Source organism: Brevundimonas sp. LjRoot202, from assembly GCF_964253355.1.
Classification (GTDB): Bacteria; Pseudomonadota; Alphaproteobacteria; order Caulobacterales; family Caulobacteraceae; genus Brevundimonas.
The window spans coordinates 358,026-371,843 of record NZ_CAXUQW020000002.1; the positions used below are offsets into that span (position 1 = coordinate 358,026).

14 protein-coding genes and 1 tRNA gene are annotated in these 13,818 nt (G+C 71.3%); 12 read left to right on the forward strand and 3 right to left on the reverse strand.

Annotated features, from left to right (window positions below; translation table 11 throughout):
* Position 1: 1 nt before the first annotated feature.
* From ACSQ1L_RS06685 to ACSQ1L_RS06695, 3 genes are all read left to right on the forward strand, one after another.
* The gene (locus tag ACSQ1L_RS06685) at positions 2-193 is read left to right on the forward strand and encodes a helix-turn-helix transcriptional regulator (RefSeq protein ID WP_435993210.1); all 192 of its coding nucleotides are present in this window, start codon (positions 2-4) and stop codon (positions 191-193) included.
* Between the two features lie 39 nt (positions 194-232).
* On the forward strand, positions 233-1,213 hold the full coding sequence (locus tag ACSQ1L_RS06690) for a TraB/GumN family protein (protein WP_435993212.1): 981 nt from the start codon (positions 233-235) through the stop codon (positions 1,211-1,213).
* A 101-nt stretch (positions 1,214-1,314) separates the two neighbouring features.
* Positions 1,315-1,389, forward strand: a tRNA-Gly gene (locus tag ACSQ1L_RS06695).
* A 16-nt stretch (positions 1,390-1,405) separates the two neighbouring features.
* Here the strand turns inward: ACSQ1L_RS06695 and ACSQ1L_RS06700 are convergent.
* On the reverse strand, positions 1,406-1,564 hold the full coding sequence (locus ACSQ1L_RS06700; protein WP_435993214.1) for a hypothetical protein: 159 nt from the start codon (positions 1,562-1,564) through the stop codon (positions 1,406-1,408).
* 264 nt (positions 1,565-1,828) lie between these two features.
* Between ACSQ1L_RS06700 and ACSQ1L_RS06705 the strand changes: the two genes are divergently transcribed.
* Positions 1,829-3,928, forward strand: coding sequence for a TonB-dependent receptor plug domain-containing protein (locus ACSQ1L_RS06705; RefSeq protein WP_435993216.1), 2,100 nt, complete (start codon positions 1,829-1,831; stop codon positions 3,926-3,928).
* Positions 3,929-4,017: 89 nt separating this feature from the next.
* On the opposite strand, the gene ACSQ1L_RS06710 is transcribed toward ACSQ1L_RS06705, so the two are convergent.
* Positions 4,018-5,958: a peptide MFS transporter gene (locus tag ACSQ1L_RS06710; RefSeq protein WP_435993218.1), complete on the reverse strand. Its 1,941-nt coding sequence runs from the start codon at positions 5,956-5,958 to the stop codon at positions 4,018-4,020.
* Positions 5,959-6,189: 231 nt separating this feature from the next.
* Between ACSQ1L_RS06710 and ACSQ1L_RS06715 the strand changes: the two genes are divergently transcribed.
* The 8 genes from ACSQ1L_RS06715 to ACSQ1L_RS06750 all read left to right on the forward strand — a co-directional run bounded on the left by ACSQ1L_RS06715 (position 6,190) and on the right by ACSQ1L_RS06750 (position 12,598).
* Positions 6,190-7,149 (forward strand): hypothetical protein, encoded by a 960-nt coding sequence (locus ACSQ1L_RS06715; RefSeq protein WP_435993220.1) that lies wholly within the window; start codon positions 6,190-6,192, stop codon positions 7,147-7,149.
* Positions 7,134-8,135: a FecCD family ABC transporter permease gene (locus tag ACSQ1L_RS06720; RefSeq protein ID WP_435993222.1), complete on the forward strand. Its 1,002-nt coding sequence runs from the start codon at positions 7,134-7,136 to the stop codon at positions 8,133-8,135. The genes ACSQ1L_RS06715 and ACSQ1L_RS06720 overlap by 16 nt, the downstream gene beginning before the upstream one ends.
* The gene (locus tag ACSQ1L_RS06725; RefSeq protein ID WP_435993224.1) at positions 8,132-8,854 is read left to right on the forward strand and encodes an ABC transporter ATP-binding protein; all 723 of its coding nucleotides are present in this window, start codon (positions 8,132-8,134) and stop codon (positions 8,852-8,854) included. Before ACSQ1L_RS06720 ends, ACSQ1L_RS06725 begins: the two co-directional genes overlap by 4 nt.
* Positions 8,855-8,879: 25 nt before the next feature.
* Positions 8,880-9,956 (forward strand): isoaspartyl peptidase/L-asparaginase family protein, encoded by a 1,077-nt coding sequence (locus tag ACSQ1L_RS06730; RefSeq protein ID WP_435993226.1) that lies wholly within the window; start codon positions 8,880-8,882, stop codon positions 9,954-9,956.
* Complete coding sequence (locus tag ACSQ1L_RS06735; RefSeq protein ID WP_435993228.1) at positions 9,953-10,465, forward strand: methyltransferase family protein; 513 nt, start codon at positions 9,953-9,955, stop codon at positions 10,463-10,465. The genes ACSQ1L_RS06730 and ACSQ1L_RS06735 overlap by 4 nt, the downstream gene beginning before the upstream one ends.
* Positions 10,456-10,728: a hypothetical protein gene (locus tag ACSQ1L_RS06740; protein ID WP_435993230.1), complete on the forward strand. Its 273-nt coding sequence runs from the start codon at positions 10,456-10,458 to the stop codon at positions 10,726-10,728. The genes ACSQ1L_RS06735 and ACSQ1L_RS06740 overlap by 10 nt, the downstream gene beginning before the upstream one ends.
* Before the next feature lie 115 nt (positions 10,729-10,843).
* Positions 10,844-11,545, forward strand: a complete 702-nt coding sequence (locus tag ACSQ1L_RS06745) for a hypothetical protein (RefSeq protein WP_435993232.1) — start codon at positions 10,844-10,846, stop codon at positions 11,543-11,545.
* Positions 11,546-11,590: 45 nt separating this feature from the next.
* Positions 11,591-12,598: a fumarylacetoacetate hydrolase family protein gene (locus ACSQ1L_RS06750; protein WP_435993234.1), complete on the forward strand. Its 1,008-nt coding sequence runs from the start codon at positions 11,591-11,593 to the stop codon at positions 12,596-12,598.
* On the opposite strand, the gene ACSQ1L_RS06755 is transcribed toward ACSQ1L_RS06750, so the two are convergent.
* Positions 12,595-13,644, reverse strand: coding sequence for a S41 family peptidase (locus tag ACSQ1L_RS06755; protein ID WP_435993236.1), 1,050 nt, complete (start codon positions 13,642-13,644; stop codon positions 12,595-12,597). The two genes, ACSQ1L_RS06750 and ACSQ1L_RS06755, sit on opposite strands and share 4 nt — an antisense overlap.
* Positions 13,645-13,818 lie beyond the last annotated feature (174 nt).

Genomic DNA, 13,818 nt, shown 5'->3' on the forward strand with positions numbered 1-13,818 from the left:
GATGAACAACCGCCTCAAGGTCCTCCGCGCCGAACTGAACTGGAGCCAGGCCGACCTGGCCGAGCGGCTCGGCGTGTCGCGCCAGACCGTCAACGCCCTGGAGACGGGCCGTTACGACCCCTCCCTGCCCCTCGCCTTCCGCATCGCCCGCGTCTTCGGACAGCCGATCGAAGCCATCTTCATCGCCGAATGACGCCCCGATTTTCCCTCTTTCTCCCGTCAAGGACCTGACATGACCTTCAAGAAGCGCCTCAAGACCACCGTCTCCGCCGTCGGCCGCCTGACCCTCGGCGCCGTGCTGGGTCTCGGGCTCGCCGCCGCGGTCGTCTCGCCCGCCGCCGCACAGGTCGTGACGCCGCCGGTCGCCGATGAGACCCCCGCCATCCGCGCCGTCCCGCCGGCCGAGGGCCAGGGCCCCGCCCTGTGGGTCATCAAGGACGCCGACTCGACCCTCTACCTGTTCGGCACCGTCCACCTGCTGCGCCCGACCACGGCCTGGGGCACGCAGCGCGTCGACGCCGCCTTCGACAGCGCCGACAAGCTGGTGCTCGAGATCTCCAACCCCGACGACCAGGCCGCGGTGATCCCGCTGATCCAGCAGCACGGCCTGTCGCTGGCCACCCCGCTGTCCAGCCTGCTCAACGCCGAGGAGCTAGCCGCCCTCGACACCGCCGCCAAGACCCTCGGGCTCAGCGCCGCCCAGATGGACCCGTTCCGCCCGTGGTTCGCCGCCCTGACCCTGTCGGTCGCGCCGCTGGCCAAGGCCGGCTACGACCCCGCCTCCGGCGTCGAACTGATCCTCAAGGCCCGCGCCGAGGCCGCCGGCAAACCGGTCACCGGCTTCGAGACCATCGACGAGCAGATCCGCATCCTCGCCGGTTTCCCCGAGGACGAGCAGCTGGCCTTCCTGCGCAGCACCCTGGAGGATTTCGAGACCGCCACGGTCGATCTGGACAAGCTGGTCGAGGCGTGGGCGACCGGCGACGTCGAGGCTATCGAAACGCTGGGCGTCGAGCCGATGCGCGAGAGCGGCGAGGCGCTCTACCAGGCCCTGCTGGTCCGGCGGAACACCAACTGGGCCGACCAGATCCAGACCATGCTGGACGGCTCGGGCACGGTGTTCATCGCCGTGGGCGCTGCCCACCTCGCCGGCGACGACAGCGTCCAGGACATCCTCGAGCGCCGCGGCGTCGACGTCGAGGTCGCTCCGTAACCGACGGACGCCCCCCGTATGGAGAGGCCCGGCCGCCGCGCCGGGCCTTTTCTTTTGCCCGCGCGAAGCTATGGTCCGCCTCCGACCCGGCGACCCCGGTCGCGGCCGTAGTTCAGAGGTAGAACGTCAGCTTCCCAAGCTGAATGTCGCGGGTTCGATTCCCGCCGGCCGCTCCAGTCCCGCCGCTCCCCCCTAGAGCCAGGGGACGTCGCCGGACGCCGTGGCCAGACCGTAGACCATGACCGCGCCGAGGATCACGATGCCGGCGACCACGAGATAGTCGATGGCTCGCTCGACCCGCCAGAAGCGCTGGCTCGTCGAGCTGTGATGGTGTTCCGCCTCACCTGTCACGGCGGTCTTGCGCGACCGAAGGTGAGGGATATGGAGTTGGCGTGAGCGCATCACACACCTCGCTGTATCGGGGCTCCGTAACGCGGCGCCCATGATCTAAAACGTGCATCGGAGCGGCGTAGTTCCTGACCCGGCCCGCGGTCTTGACCGGATCAGGCCGCCTCGCCGCCGCAAGCCTGTCCGCGAATTAATCCACCTGTCCGGCTTGTAACTGGAGCCGTCCCGGGCGCGGAGGCACCGTCCGCGCAAATGGGAGAGGGACCAATGACGAAGACCATCTGGCTGGCGACCGCCGCCCTGTCGGTGCTGGCCGGCCCGGCCATGGCGCAGACCACGCCGAACCAATCGCCCACGCCGGAGAGCGCCGCCCAGGCGCCCGTCCCGACCGGCCCGGCGCAGTCCGCGCCCGAGGTCGACGCCGCCCAGCGGGGCGTGCTGGTCTTCGAGCCGGCCTTCTTCGCCGATTCCCGTCCGGACACAGCGCTGGACATGATCGCGCGCCTGCCCGGCTTCGGGCTCGACACCGGCAACACCGGCACCCGCGGCTTCGCCGGCGCGGCCGGCAACGTGCTGATCGACGGCGATCGCCCCTCATCCAAGAGCGACAGCCTCGACCGGGTGCTGCGCCGCATCTCGGCCGACAGCGTCGAGCGCATCGAACTGATCCGCGGCGGCGCGCCCGGCATCGACATGCAGGGGCAGTCGGTCGTCGCCAACGTCGTCCTGCGCCGCACCGTCACCGTCGAGCGGGTGCTGGAGTTCAACAGCTACATCTATCCGGACGGCTACCTCGGCCCGATCCTCGCCGGCCAGTACTCGCGTCGCGAGGGCGACAACTCCATCGAAGGGTCGTTCAGCGCCACGACCGACCGCACCGACGGCACGGGCGAGGGCTTCCGCCGCCGCTACGATTCCTCGGGCGCCCTGATCCAGGACGCCGACTTGGTGCTGTGGGATCGGTTCCGCGATATCCACGGCACGGGGGCGGTCCAGCGCCCGTTCGCCGGCGGCAAGCTGAAGGTCAACGGCCTGCTTGGTTGGTTCGGCCGCGAAAACGAGCAGGACGTGCTGATCCGCTCCGGCGCCGGCGTCGACAGCTTCAATGTCGAGGAATCGGACTCGATCAACAGCGAACTGGGCCTGAACTGGACCCGCGACCTGTCGCCCCGGACGGGCCTCGAACTGGTCGGCCTGCAGCGCTACTCGACCGAGGACTATGTCGGCGTGTCCGAGAGCGGCGCCAACAGCTCGACCTTCATGGCGGACGCGACCTCGGGCGAATCGATCGGCCGCGCCGTGCTGCGCTTCCGGCCCAACGACCGCTGGGCTTTCGAAAGCGGCGGCGAGGTGGCCTACAACTTCCTCGACAGCGCCACCGCCTATGAGGAGAACGGCGTGGCCATCCCCCTGCCCTCGGCTTCGGTCAAGGTCGAGGAACTGCGCGGCGAGGCCTTCGGCCAGGCGACCTGGCGACCCAACCCGAAACTGACCTTCGAGGCCGGACTGCGGGTCGAGGTCTCCGAGATCAGCCAGTCCGGCGACAGCGACCTGACCAAATCCTTCGTCTATCCCAAGCCGCGGGTGCAGCTGACCTGGACCCCGTGGACCGGCCACCAGTTCCGCTTCCGCGCCGAGCGCGAGGTCGGTCAGCTGGACTTCGGCGATTTCGTCGCCTCGGCCGACATCGACATCGGCCAGGTCGAGGGCGGCAACCCCGATCTCGAACCCGACAAGACCACCATCCTGGAGGCCGTCTACGAGCGCCGCTTCTGGGGCGAGGGCGTGCTGGAGCTGTCGGCGGCGCACGGCGAGGTCGAGGACGTCATCGACATCATTCCGCTGGTCGGCGGTTTCGATGGCGTCGGCAACGTCGGCGACGGCTCGTTCGACCAGTATCAGGTCCGCCTGACCCTGCCGATGGACAGGCTGGGCATCCCCAACGCCCGCCTGCAGGCCCGCGGCAGCTGGGCGCACACCGAGGTGACCGACCCCCTGACCGGCGAGACCCGCCGCTTCCAGGGCAACCAGGCCTTCGGCTGCGGCGTCGCCTTCAACCACGATCTTCAGGGCGGGAAATACTCCTACGGCTTCGACCACGGCTGCAACGTCGACAAGGGCCGTCTCTTCCGCGTCCGCGAGATCCGGGCCTTCTACAACGAGCCGTTCGTGACCCTGTACGGCCAGTGGAAGCCGTCCTCGGACACGACGATCCGGCTGGACATCGGCAACGCCACCGACCGGGAGAGCGGCTACGATCGCGACATCTACGCCGGTCCGCGCGACGTGGCCCCGGTGGCTTTCCGCGAAGTGCGCCGCACGAAGATGAGCCCGTGGCTGTTCCTGCAGATGCGCAGGAGCTTCTGACCGCGCCCAGGCAGGCCGAGGGCCGACAGCGCCAAAAAAAAGGGCGGAGCCGCGAGGCTCCGCCCTTCCTGTTTCAGCCGGTCGCCGGATCAGGCGAGGGTGCTGTCTCCCGGCCGGGCGACGTTGCCGTCCTCCTGGCCGCGGTCCGTGACGCTCGGTCCCGGATGGTTGTCGGCGTCATTGGCGCCGTGCGACCAACCCTTGATCAGGAAGCTGATCAGGATGAAGCCGACGCCGATCCCGACGCCCCACCAGCCGAGCTTGCCGAAGCCGTCGAGCGAGGTGGCGAGTGCGCCTTGCGGATCGAGCACCTGGCCTCCGACCGTTTCGGTGCCCATCAGGCCGGCGATACGACCGCCGACGAACTGGGCGATCGAGCTGGCCAGGAACCACACCGCCATCATGAAGCTGACCACGGAGGGCAGCGACAGCTTGGTGATCTCCGACAGGCCCACGGGCGACAGGAACAGCTCGCCGGTGGTGTGCAGCATGTACAGCAGGGCGAGCATGATCAGCGGCATCTGGAAGGCGCTGTTGACCATGCCCGAACCGGCGGCCCAGACCACGACCAGGAAGCCGAGGCCGACCTGCACCAGGCCGAGACCGAACTTCATGGTCGGGTTCGGATCCATCTTCTTGCTGGCCAGCCACGCCCACATCGCCGCGAAGATCGGCGCGAAGATCAGGATGAAACCGGCGTTGAACGACTGCACCTGCGCGGCCGTGATGGTCGCGTCGATCCAGAAGCCCGAGGGGGTGATGCCGGCCGCCGTCAGCTGGGCCGGCGTGCCGATGGTGATGCCGAGGAACTGCATCGCCACGGGGGTGATGGTCAGGTCCACGTTGCGGTCGGCGAACAGGTTCAGCGAGGTGCCGGCCTGTTCGAACAGGGTGAAGAACACCACCGCGCCGAAGATCAGCACCACCGCCAGCATCATCCGCTGACGCTGCACCCAGGTCTTGCAGACGAAGGTGATGATCCAGGCGATCAGCGCCAGCGACAGCAGCGTCGAGATGCTCAGCACCGAGCCGACCAGGGCGTTGCGCTGGACCATGAACCAGACGACGCCCACGCCGAGGAAGGCGAGTATGTAGATCAGCCACTCGCGGTTGATCGGTCCCAGCACCGGGCGTTTGATCAACTCGGGATTCGGCGGTTCGCCGTTGCCCTGCAGCAGCGGCTTGCCGAGCACGAAGACCACGAGGCCGAGCGCCATGCCGACGCCGGCGAGGCCGAAGCCGGCCCACCAGCCCACGGTCTGGCCCAGCAGGCCGCACAGCACCGCGGCCCAGAAGGCCCCGAGATTGATGCCGTAGTAGTAGAGGGTGAAGCCGGAATCCCGGCGCGGATCGCCCTGCTGATACAACTGGCCGACGATCGTCGAGATGTTCGGCTTCAGGAAGCCGACCCCCATGATGATCAGGGAGACGGCCAGGTAGAAGATGTTGACGCCGTTCTGGTCGACGGTCTGGGTCATCGAATAGGAGCCCGGGTCCAGAACCGCGGGCACGGCCGCATCGGCCGGCAGGCCAGCCAGTTCGATGCCCCCGTTCTCGGCCGGGCCGAAGTCGTAGCGTTGTCCGTCGATCATGATGCCGACCTCGCGCGCCGCGCCGCGGCCTTCGCTGACGACTTCATACTGGGCGCCGGCGTAGGTCAGGGTTTCGGTCGCCGGACTCCCCTCGAAGGCCATCATGCCGTGACCGGCCACCAGCAGCACCGCGCCGAAGGCGATGGCCTTGCGCGTGCCGATGTAGCGGTCGGCCATGATGCCGCCGAGCAGGGGCAACAGATAAACCAGCGAGGTGTAGGAGCCGTAGGTGGCGCTCGCCGCGGCGTCGTCGAACAGGAAATGCTGGGTCAGGAAGAAGATCAGGATGCCGCGCATCCCGTAGTAGGAGAACCGCTCCCACATCTCGGCGAAGAACAGGATGATCAGCCCCTTGGGGTGATGCTTCAGGATCTGCATCAGCACGGGCACGCCCGTCAGCAGCGTGATGATCAGACCGGCGATGATGACGATGTTCATGCGGTGTCTCCCCCCGCTCGCCGGACCAGCGGTCCGGTCCGCGCCACGACGGCGCTCCCTCCATCCGTTCTACTCAACGGCTCACTCCCAATTGCAGCGCCCACCTGACGCGCGAGGCTGCATAAGCAGCACGCTGAGCAAAACCGGACAAGGGTTAAGGGCAAATTGAGCGTGAGGTGGCGGACGCCGGCCCGGCGCGGCAGGATGGGGTGGAACAACGGGAATCGACTCATGACCACTCCGGGGCGGCGATCCGTGCTGCTGGGACTGGGCGCGGCCGCCGCCGGATTGAGCCAGCAGGCCTGCGGCTCCCCGGTCCGTCCGCCCCCGCGCGGACGCGATGTGGTCGCGGCCGGCCAGCCCGCCGCCCTGCTGATCTGGGCCATCGCCCGCGAGCGTCTCGCCGGTTGGCCGCGCAAGCCCGACGGCCGCGCCCTCGCCGCCCTGCCCGCGCTGGCCGCCACCCTGCCCGAGACCGGAGCGCTGGCCAGCGGCGGCCGCCCCGCCTCGCCCGAGGCCATCGCCGCCCTGAAACCGCGGCTGGTCATCGACTACGGTGACGCCGATCCGGAACACCAGGGACTGGCCGCCCGCATGCGGGCCCGGCTCGGCGTCGACTGGCGGCTGATCGACGGGGCCCTGCCCCGCATCCCCGAGGCCTTTCGCGAAGCCGGCCGCCTGCTCGACGCGGCTCCCGGGGCGGAGGCGCTGGCCGACGCCGCCGGCGAGGTGATCGAGCGCTGGCGCCGCGCCCCCGCCGGGCCCGCCTTCTACTACGCCCGCGGCAATGACGGACTGGAGACCGGCTTTCGCGGAGCCCTCGCCACCGAAGTGCTGGAGGGGGCCGGCTGGACCAACGTCGCCGAGGGCTCGCGCCACATCGGCCGCGTCACCCGCGAACAGGTCGCGGCCTGGGACCCCGAAGCCATCGTCACCCTCGATCCGGCGTTCGCCCGGGCGGCGGCGGACGATCCGGTGTGGCGACAGCGGCGCGGCGGCGGGCGACGGGCGCTGTTGCTGCTGCCGGCGACGCCGTTCGGCTGGGTCGACCGGCCGCCGTCGGTCAATCGCCTGCTCGGCTGCGCCTGGCTGGCCGATCCCGAGGGCGGCTGGATGGACCTGACCCTGCTCAGCCGCCGCCTGTACGGCATGGCCCCCGCCGAGATCCCCCGACCATGGTGGATTCGCTGATCGCGCCGCGGGCATGGGCGGCTCCGCTGGCCCTGGTCCTGCTGGCGCTGGCCGGAGCGGCGACGGTGCTGGCCACCGGTCCGCTGGCCGCCCCGCCCGACGCGTTGGCCGCCGCCCTGTTCGGATCGGGGCCGCCCGAGGCCGAGCTGGCGCTGGCCCTGCGCGGCCCCCGCCTGCTGGCCGCCATGACTTGCGGCGCGGCCCTCGCCGGGGCCGGGGCCGGCTTCCAGATCCTGTTCCGCAATCCACTGGCGTCGCCCGATCTGCTGGGCGTCACCTCCGGCGCGGGCTTCGGCGCCGCCCTCGCTCTTCTGCTCGGGGCCGGCGCGGTGCTGGTGCAGGGCGCCGCCTTCGCGGGCGGCCTCGCCACCGGCGCCGTCGCCGTGGCCTGCGCCGCCCTGACCCGCAGCGGCGACGGCCGCCTGGCTCTGATCCTGTGCGGCATCGTCGCCGGCGCCCTCGCCTCCGCCGGGCTCGGCCTGGTGGTGATCGCGGCCGAACCCTATTCGCAGCTGCCGTCGATCACCTACTGGCTGCTCGGCTCCTTCACCCGCGCCACGGCGGGCGAGGCCGCCCTCGCCCTCGCGCCGGTCGGCCTCGGCGCGGCGACCCTGCTGTGGCTCGGCTTCCGGCTCGACGTGCTGTCACTGGGCGACGAGCAGGCGCGCTCGCTCGGGCTGAGGGCCGCGCCGCTGCGCCTTCTGGCTCTCGCCGCCGCCGCCCTGATGACCTCCTCCGCCGTGGCCGTAGCCGGGGTGGTGGGCTGGATCGGCCTGCTCGCGCCGCACGCCGCCCGGCGAGTCGTCGGTGAGCGGGCCGGGCGGCTGATCCCCGCGTCCATGGCCGTCGGCGCCCTGTTCGCCCTGTTGATCGACCGGCTGTCGACCGCCTTCGGCCCGGCCGAGCTGCCTGTCGGCCTGCTCTCCGCCGCCGTCGGCGCCCCGACCTTCCTGATCCTGTTCATCGCCACTTCGAGGCGGGCGTGAGCCCGCTCGTCCTCGAGGCGCTGGTCGCGGGCCGTCCCCCTCGCGGGGGCCCCGGCTTCCGCCTGCCGCCGCTCGACCTGACGGCGCGCCCGGGCGAGGTCGTCGCCCTGATCGGCCCCAACGGCGTCGGCAAGACCACCCTGCTGAAGACCATCGCCGGCCTGATCCCGCCGCTCGGCGGCCGCATCGATCGCCCCGGCGCCGTCGCCTATCTGCCGCCGCCCGGCGCCGTGTCCGCCGGCTTCACCGCCCTGCACCTGACCGCTCTGGGCCGCGCCGGACGACGGCGTTGGGCGCCCGGCCTGACTCCGGACGATGTCGAGGCCGCCCGCGCGGCCCTCGCCCGGCTCGACGTCCTCGACCTCGCAGGGCGCCCGTTCGACCGCCTGTCCAGCGGCCAGCAACAGTTGGTCCTGATCGCCCGCCTGTTCGTCCAGGACGCCCCCGTCTGCCTGCTCGACGAACCGCTCGCCCTGCTTGATCCCGCCCACGCCCGGGCCGTCGAGACCGCGATCCGCGCGCTGGCCGCGGAAGGCCGTGTCGTGCTGGCCTCAGCCCATCATCTGCCGTTCGCGTCCCGCGCCGACCGGGTTCTGGCCGTCGGCCCGGACCGGATCGAGACCGCCGCGCCATCAGAGGCTCTGGGCCCTGACCGGATCCGCGCCCTGTTCGGCGTCGAGACGCCCGACTGTCCCTGCTGCGGTCAGGCCTTGAGTTGAGGCCGCGCTTGGCCGACCCTGCGGCATGACCCTGATCCGCCTGATCCCCCTCGCCGCCGCCCTCGCCCTGATCGCGGCCCCCGCCGCCGCCCAGGAATCGGCTCAGGAGCCCGCGCGCTGGTCCTTCGCCATCCACGGCGGAGCGGGCGTGATCGAACGCGACAGCCTGACGCCGGAGCAGGACGCCGCCTACCGCGCCGCCCTGCACAAGGCGCTCGAGGCCGGCTCGGCCGTGCTCGCCGCCGGCGGCTCATCGCTGGACGCGGTGCAGGCCGCGATCCAGATCATGGAAGACGATCCCCTGTTCAACGCCGGCCGGGGCGCGGTCTTCACCGCCGCCGGCCGCAATGAGCTCGACTCGGCGATCATGAACGGCGCCGACCGCACCGCCGGCGCCGTCGCCGGCCTGACCACCACCCGCCACCCGATCGCCGCCGCCCGCGCCGTCATGGAGCAGTCGCCGCACGTCATGCTCATCGGCGAGGGCGCCGACACGTTCGCCGCCTCGGTCGGGCTGGAGCAGGTCGAGCCGGCCTTCTTCTTTACCGAGCGCCGCTGGCGGGGGCTGGTGAGCGCCCTCGAGCGGCAGAATCTCCCCATCCCGGCGCGTCCCGAAGGCGCGCCCGGCCCGCAGGCTTCGTCCGATCTCCCGGCGCCCCCGTTGAACGAGCGTAAATTCGGGACCGTCGGCGCCGTGGCTCTCGACAGCCAGGGCCGTCTCGCGGCCGGCACCTCGACCGGCGGCATGACCGCCAAGCGCTGGGGCCGGGTCGGCGACGTGCCGGTGATCGGGGCCGGCACCTACGCCTCCAACGCCGACGGCTGCGCCGTCTCGGCCACAGGCTCGGGCGAGTATTTCATCCGCGCCACCGTGGCCCGCGACATCTGCCACCGCACCGCCGCCGGCGCCGACGTCCAGGCCGCTGCGGACGCCGAGATCGCTGACGTCGGCTCCATCCAGGGTGACGGCGGCGTCATTGTCATGGGACTGGAGGGCGAGCCGGCTTTCGCCATGAACACCTCCGGCATGTATCGCGGCGCCGTCTCGTCCAGCGAGCCGGCCCGGGTCGCCATCTACGGCGACGAGGCGCTCCAGCCGTGAGCGGCTCGCGCGACATCCCCGGCGTCATCGCCCCGCCGCCGCTGATCTACATCGGCTTCCTGCTGCTCGGCTGGGCGATCTTCCGCTTCGCCGCCACGCCCGAAGTCGTCGGGCCGGAGGCGGCCGGCTGGCTCGGTCTCGGCTTCGGCCTCGAGACCCAGGTGCGCCGCATCGTCTCCCTGCCCCTGATCATCGGCGGCCTGTTGCTGGACGGCGCCGCCGCCGGCTATTTCCGCCGCCTCGGCACGGCGGTCGAGCCGTGGAAGCCGAGCACCGTCCTCGCCACGGACGGCCTCTACCGTTTCAGCCGCAACCCGATCTACCTGGGCTTCGCCATCACCTACGCCGGTCTGGCCCTCGCCATGGACAGCGTCCTCGTCCTGCTCCTGCTGCTCCCCTGCCTGTGGGTCGTCGACCGCTTCGTCATCCAGCGCGAGGAGCGCTATCTGTCCGCCAGGTTCGGCGCCGACTACGACGCCTATCGCGCCCGGGTGCGGCGATGGCTGTAGCGCCCGACCCGCGCGACGAACTGTCCCTGATGGCCATGGAGGAGCTGGACGCCGCCTGCGCCCTGGCCTGGCCCGAGATCAAGGCCATCACGCCCTGGGGCGACAGCTTCACCGGTTTCGCCCCGTCCGGCCGGGAGGTCGAGATCGAGCGTCGCTACCTGTGGGCCCACGAGCCTGAGGGCGCCGTCTCGGTCGAGGTCGAGGTGCGCGACGTCGGCGCCCGTACGGGCGCCGAGGCCAAGGCGCTGATCACGCCCAACTGACCGAATTCCCGTACCGGGCGAATTCGCGTCGCCGTTAACCTTTACCGTTGCCAAGCGACACGGCCGGAGCAAGATGGGCGGTCCGCGAACGGCGGTCGTTCCAGCGGGGAGCCCCATGTCCTACGGCGACGACTTCGCCACCGTCGATACGGCCGGCGCCCCGCTCGACCCGACGGTCATGATCGGCGCCGATCCGTTTTTCTGGGGCGCTGTCCTTCTGGCGCTCGCGGCCGCCTTGCTGACCGGCTTTTATTTCGGCGCCCGGTCCCGAACCGGCCGCCCGGACGCCGCGGCGGCCATCTGGAAGGCGATCGACGACGCCGCCAAAGCCGCCATGAAGGCCGACACCGAAGCCCTGCCCGCCCGCGCCTCGGAGCTGGATCGCGTGCTGCGCGCCCGCCTCGGCAAGACGCTCGGTTTCGGTGGCGACCTGACCGGGCGCGTCGACGCCCTCCACCTCGCCCTCGAGGGCGAGCGCGAGGTCGGGGACGGGCAGGCCGCCCATAATCACCCGCCGGAGGACGAGACGGCGGCGGCGGACCGCGAAGCCGCCACGCCGTCCGCGTCCGCCGCCGCCGTCACCATTGTCTCGATCCAGTCCCCCGCGGCCCTTCCCATGCGCCCGTCGCCCAGGGCCGGCAGGCGACCGATGGCCACCCGCGAGCGCAACCACGCCCTGCGACTGGCCGTGGCGGACTTCAACGACTACTGGCGCCATCGCCCGGCGCGCGAGGCCGACATGCGCGCCGTCGTCACCGAGCTCTGCGACCCCGGTCCGCCGCGCCCGCGCGCCGGCCGTGGCGGCGGCCATCACTGACAGGCCGCTGTTTCCCCAGCGCGAGAAACCGCCTAAGCCTGAGGCATGAAACTCGCCTCACTCAAGCATGGCCGCGACGGCCGCCTCGTCCTCGTCTCCAGCGATCTCGCCTGGTTCACCGACGCCTTCCTGATCGCCCCGACCCTGCAGGCGGCGCTCGACGACTGGGACCGCGTCGAGCCCGATCTCCGCGCCCTGTCCGAAAGCCTCGAGCACGGCGGCGTGCCGCGCGGCCGCTTCCACGAGCGCGAGGCCGCCTCGCCCCTGCCCCGCGCCTACCAGTGGGCCGACGGCTCGGCCTATGTGAACCACGTCGAACTGGTGCGTAAGGCGCGCGGGGCCGAAATGCCCGACAGCTTCTGGACCGACCCGCTGATGTACCAGGGCGGCTCCGACGGCTTCCTCAGCCCCCGCGATCCGATCCCGCTCGCGGACGAAACCTGGGGCTGCGACCTCGAGGCCGAGGTTGTGGTCGTCACCGGCGACGTGCCCCAGGGTGTGACGCGCGAGGAGGCCCTGACCCACATCCGCCTCGTCGGCCTGGTCAACGACGTCTCCCTGCGCAACCTGATCCCGGCCGAACTGGCCAAGGGCTTCGGCTTCGTCCAGTCCAAGCCCGCCTCGGCCCTGTCGCCGGTGTTCGTCACCCCCGACGCGCTCGGCGAGCGCTGGGTCGACGGCAAGCTGAAAGGCGAGCTGAACGTCCAGCTCAACGGCGCCGATTTCGGCAAGGCCGACGCCGGGGTCGACATGACCTTCGACTTCGGGACCCTGATCGCCCACCTGGCGAAGACCCGCGCCCTGTGCGCCGGCACGGTGATCGGTTCCGGCACCGTGTCCAACCGCGACGCCGGCGGCGGCCCCGGCAAGCCCGTCAGCGAGGGCGGCCTCGGCTACTCCTGCATCGCCGAGGTCCGCACCGTCGAGACCCTCCTGCGCGGCAAGCCCGAGACGCCCTTCCTCAAGCACGGCGACACCGTCCGCATCGAGATGCTGGACGACCAGCACCACTCCATCTTCGGGGCCATCGAGCAGACGGTGGAAGCGGTCTAGGTCTCCAGCCGCCGCAGCGCCTCTTCCAGCGCCCGGTTGGCCGGCACGGCCACGTCCGGCTGCACGCCGGCGCCTTCCCAGTTGGTCCCGGTCGCCGGATGCCGGGCTTCGCCGAACGGCATGACGATGGTGAACCATGGGCCCAGATCCATGGTCATCGACGGATTGGCCCCGCCGCCCGTGACCTCGCCGACGACGACGGCGCGCCCGGTCGCCTGCAGCCCGTAGGCCACCGCCTCGGCCGCCGAGAAACTGTCCCGCGAGGTCAGCACATAGACCGGCTGGGTCGGGAAGGCCGGGGCGGCGACGGTGTCGGCGTAGCGCTCCTGCACATCGCGCGAGCCGTCCTGGATACAGCCCTCGGGATCGGCCGGATCGGGTGCGCAGCGGCGCATCACGATGTCCTCCAGCCGCATCGGCTCCGGCGCCAGATGGCCCATCAGCCGCTTCAGCGCCGCCTCGCCACCGCCGCCGTTGCGGCGCAGGTCGAGGATCAGGGCCCGCGATCCCGCCAGTGTCGCCAACGCCGCGTCGATGGCCGCGCCCGCATCCGGATGGCCGCTGAAATAGGCCAGATCGAGATAGCCCACCGCGCCCTCCAGCACTCTCGTTTCGCGCACGCCAAAGCCGTTTCGGGCCTCCTCCGCGCCCATCTGCTCCATGGTCGGCGGCGGGCCCTCGGCGAGGGCGTCGTCACGGCTGCGCGGCTCGATCCACACCTGCAGATGCTTGTCGCCCGATGCCGCCAGCAGGTCGGCGTTGATCGCCTGCCTGAAGGCTTCCGGATCGGCCAGCTCAAGATAGGCCGCCCGCCGCCCGGCCAGCCGCGCCCGGATCGCCGGCGTGCGCTCGTGCATCACATAGTGCGCCAGGCGCCGGTCGAGCGTGTCCAGCGCCCGCACCCGGTGGGCCCCGGTGATCGCCGCGTGCGGATTCGGCGCCGTCATCCCCGACGCCGCGGCCTCCTGCGCCAGCACGGCCGCCGGTCCCTGGCAGGACAGCACCACCCCGCCCAGCACGGCCGTCATCAGATGTCTCAGCTTCATCGTCGTCTCCTTTGCCCGCTCAGGAGGCGACGACGGCGCGTTGCGGATGCAGGCGCGAGGTTAAGCTTTCGAAAGGTTCGCGCCCGTCTGGAAGGCGCGCCATGTCGAGGCCCGCACGCTTTTCCCCGATTGCCTCTCCCTGCGGCCCGCGCTACCTGTCCGGCCTGCCGAGAG

Bases quoted from the DNA above. Each gene is read 5' to 3' on its own strand.
- ACSQ1L_RS06730 (WP_435993226.1), top strand. From the start codon at position 8,880: ATGACCCTGATCCGCCTGATCCCCCTCGCCGCCGCCCTCGCCCTGATC.
- ACSQ1L_RS06740 (WP_435993230.1), top strand. From the start codon at position 10,456: ATGGCTGTAGCGCCCGACCCGCGCGACGAACTGTCCCTGATGGCCATG.
- ACSQ1L_RS06710 (WP_435993218.1), bottom strand. From the start codon at position 5,958: ATGAACATCGTCATCATCGCCGGTCTGATCATCACGCTGCTGACGGGC.
- ACSQ1L_RS06705 (WP_435993216.1), top strand. From the start codon at position 1,829: ATGACGAAGACCATCTGGCTGGCGACCGCCGCCCTGTCGGTGCTGGCC.
- ACSQ1L_RS06715 (WP_435993220.1), top strand. From the start codon at position 6,190: ATGACCACTCCGGGGCGGCGATCCGTGCTGCTGGGACTGGGCGCGGCC.
- ACSQ1L_RS06685 (WP_435993210.1), top strand. From the start codon at position 2: ATGAACAACCGCCTCAAGGTCCTCCGCGCCGAACTGAACTGGAGCCAG.
- ACSQ1L_RS06750 (WP_435993234.1), top strand. From the start codon at position 11,591: ATGAAACTCGCCTCACTCAAGCATGGCCGCGACGGCCGCCTCGTCCTC.
- ACSQ1L_RS06755 (WP_435993236.1), bottom strand. From the start codon at position 13,644: ATGAAGCTGAGACATCTGATGACGGCCGTGCTGGGCGGGGTGGTGCTG.
- ACSQ1L_RS06745 (WP_435993232.1), top strand. From the start codon at position 10,844: ATGTCCTACGGCGACGACTTCGCCACCGTCGATACGGCCGGCGCCCCG.
- ACSQ1L_RS06690 (WP_435993212.1), top strand. From the start codon at position 233: ATGACCTTCAAGAAGCGCCTCAAGACCACCGTCTCCGCCGTCGGCCGC.
- ACSQ1L_RS06720 (WP_435993222.1), top strand. From the start codon at position 7,134: ATGGTGGATTCGCTGATCGCGCCGCGGGCATGGGCGGCTCCGCTGGCC.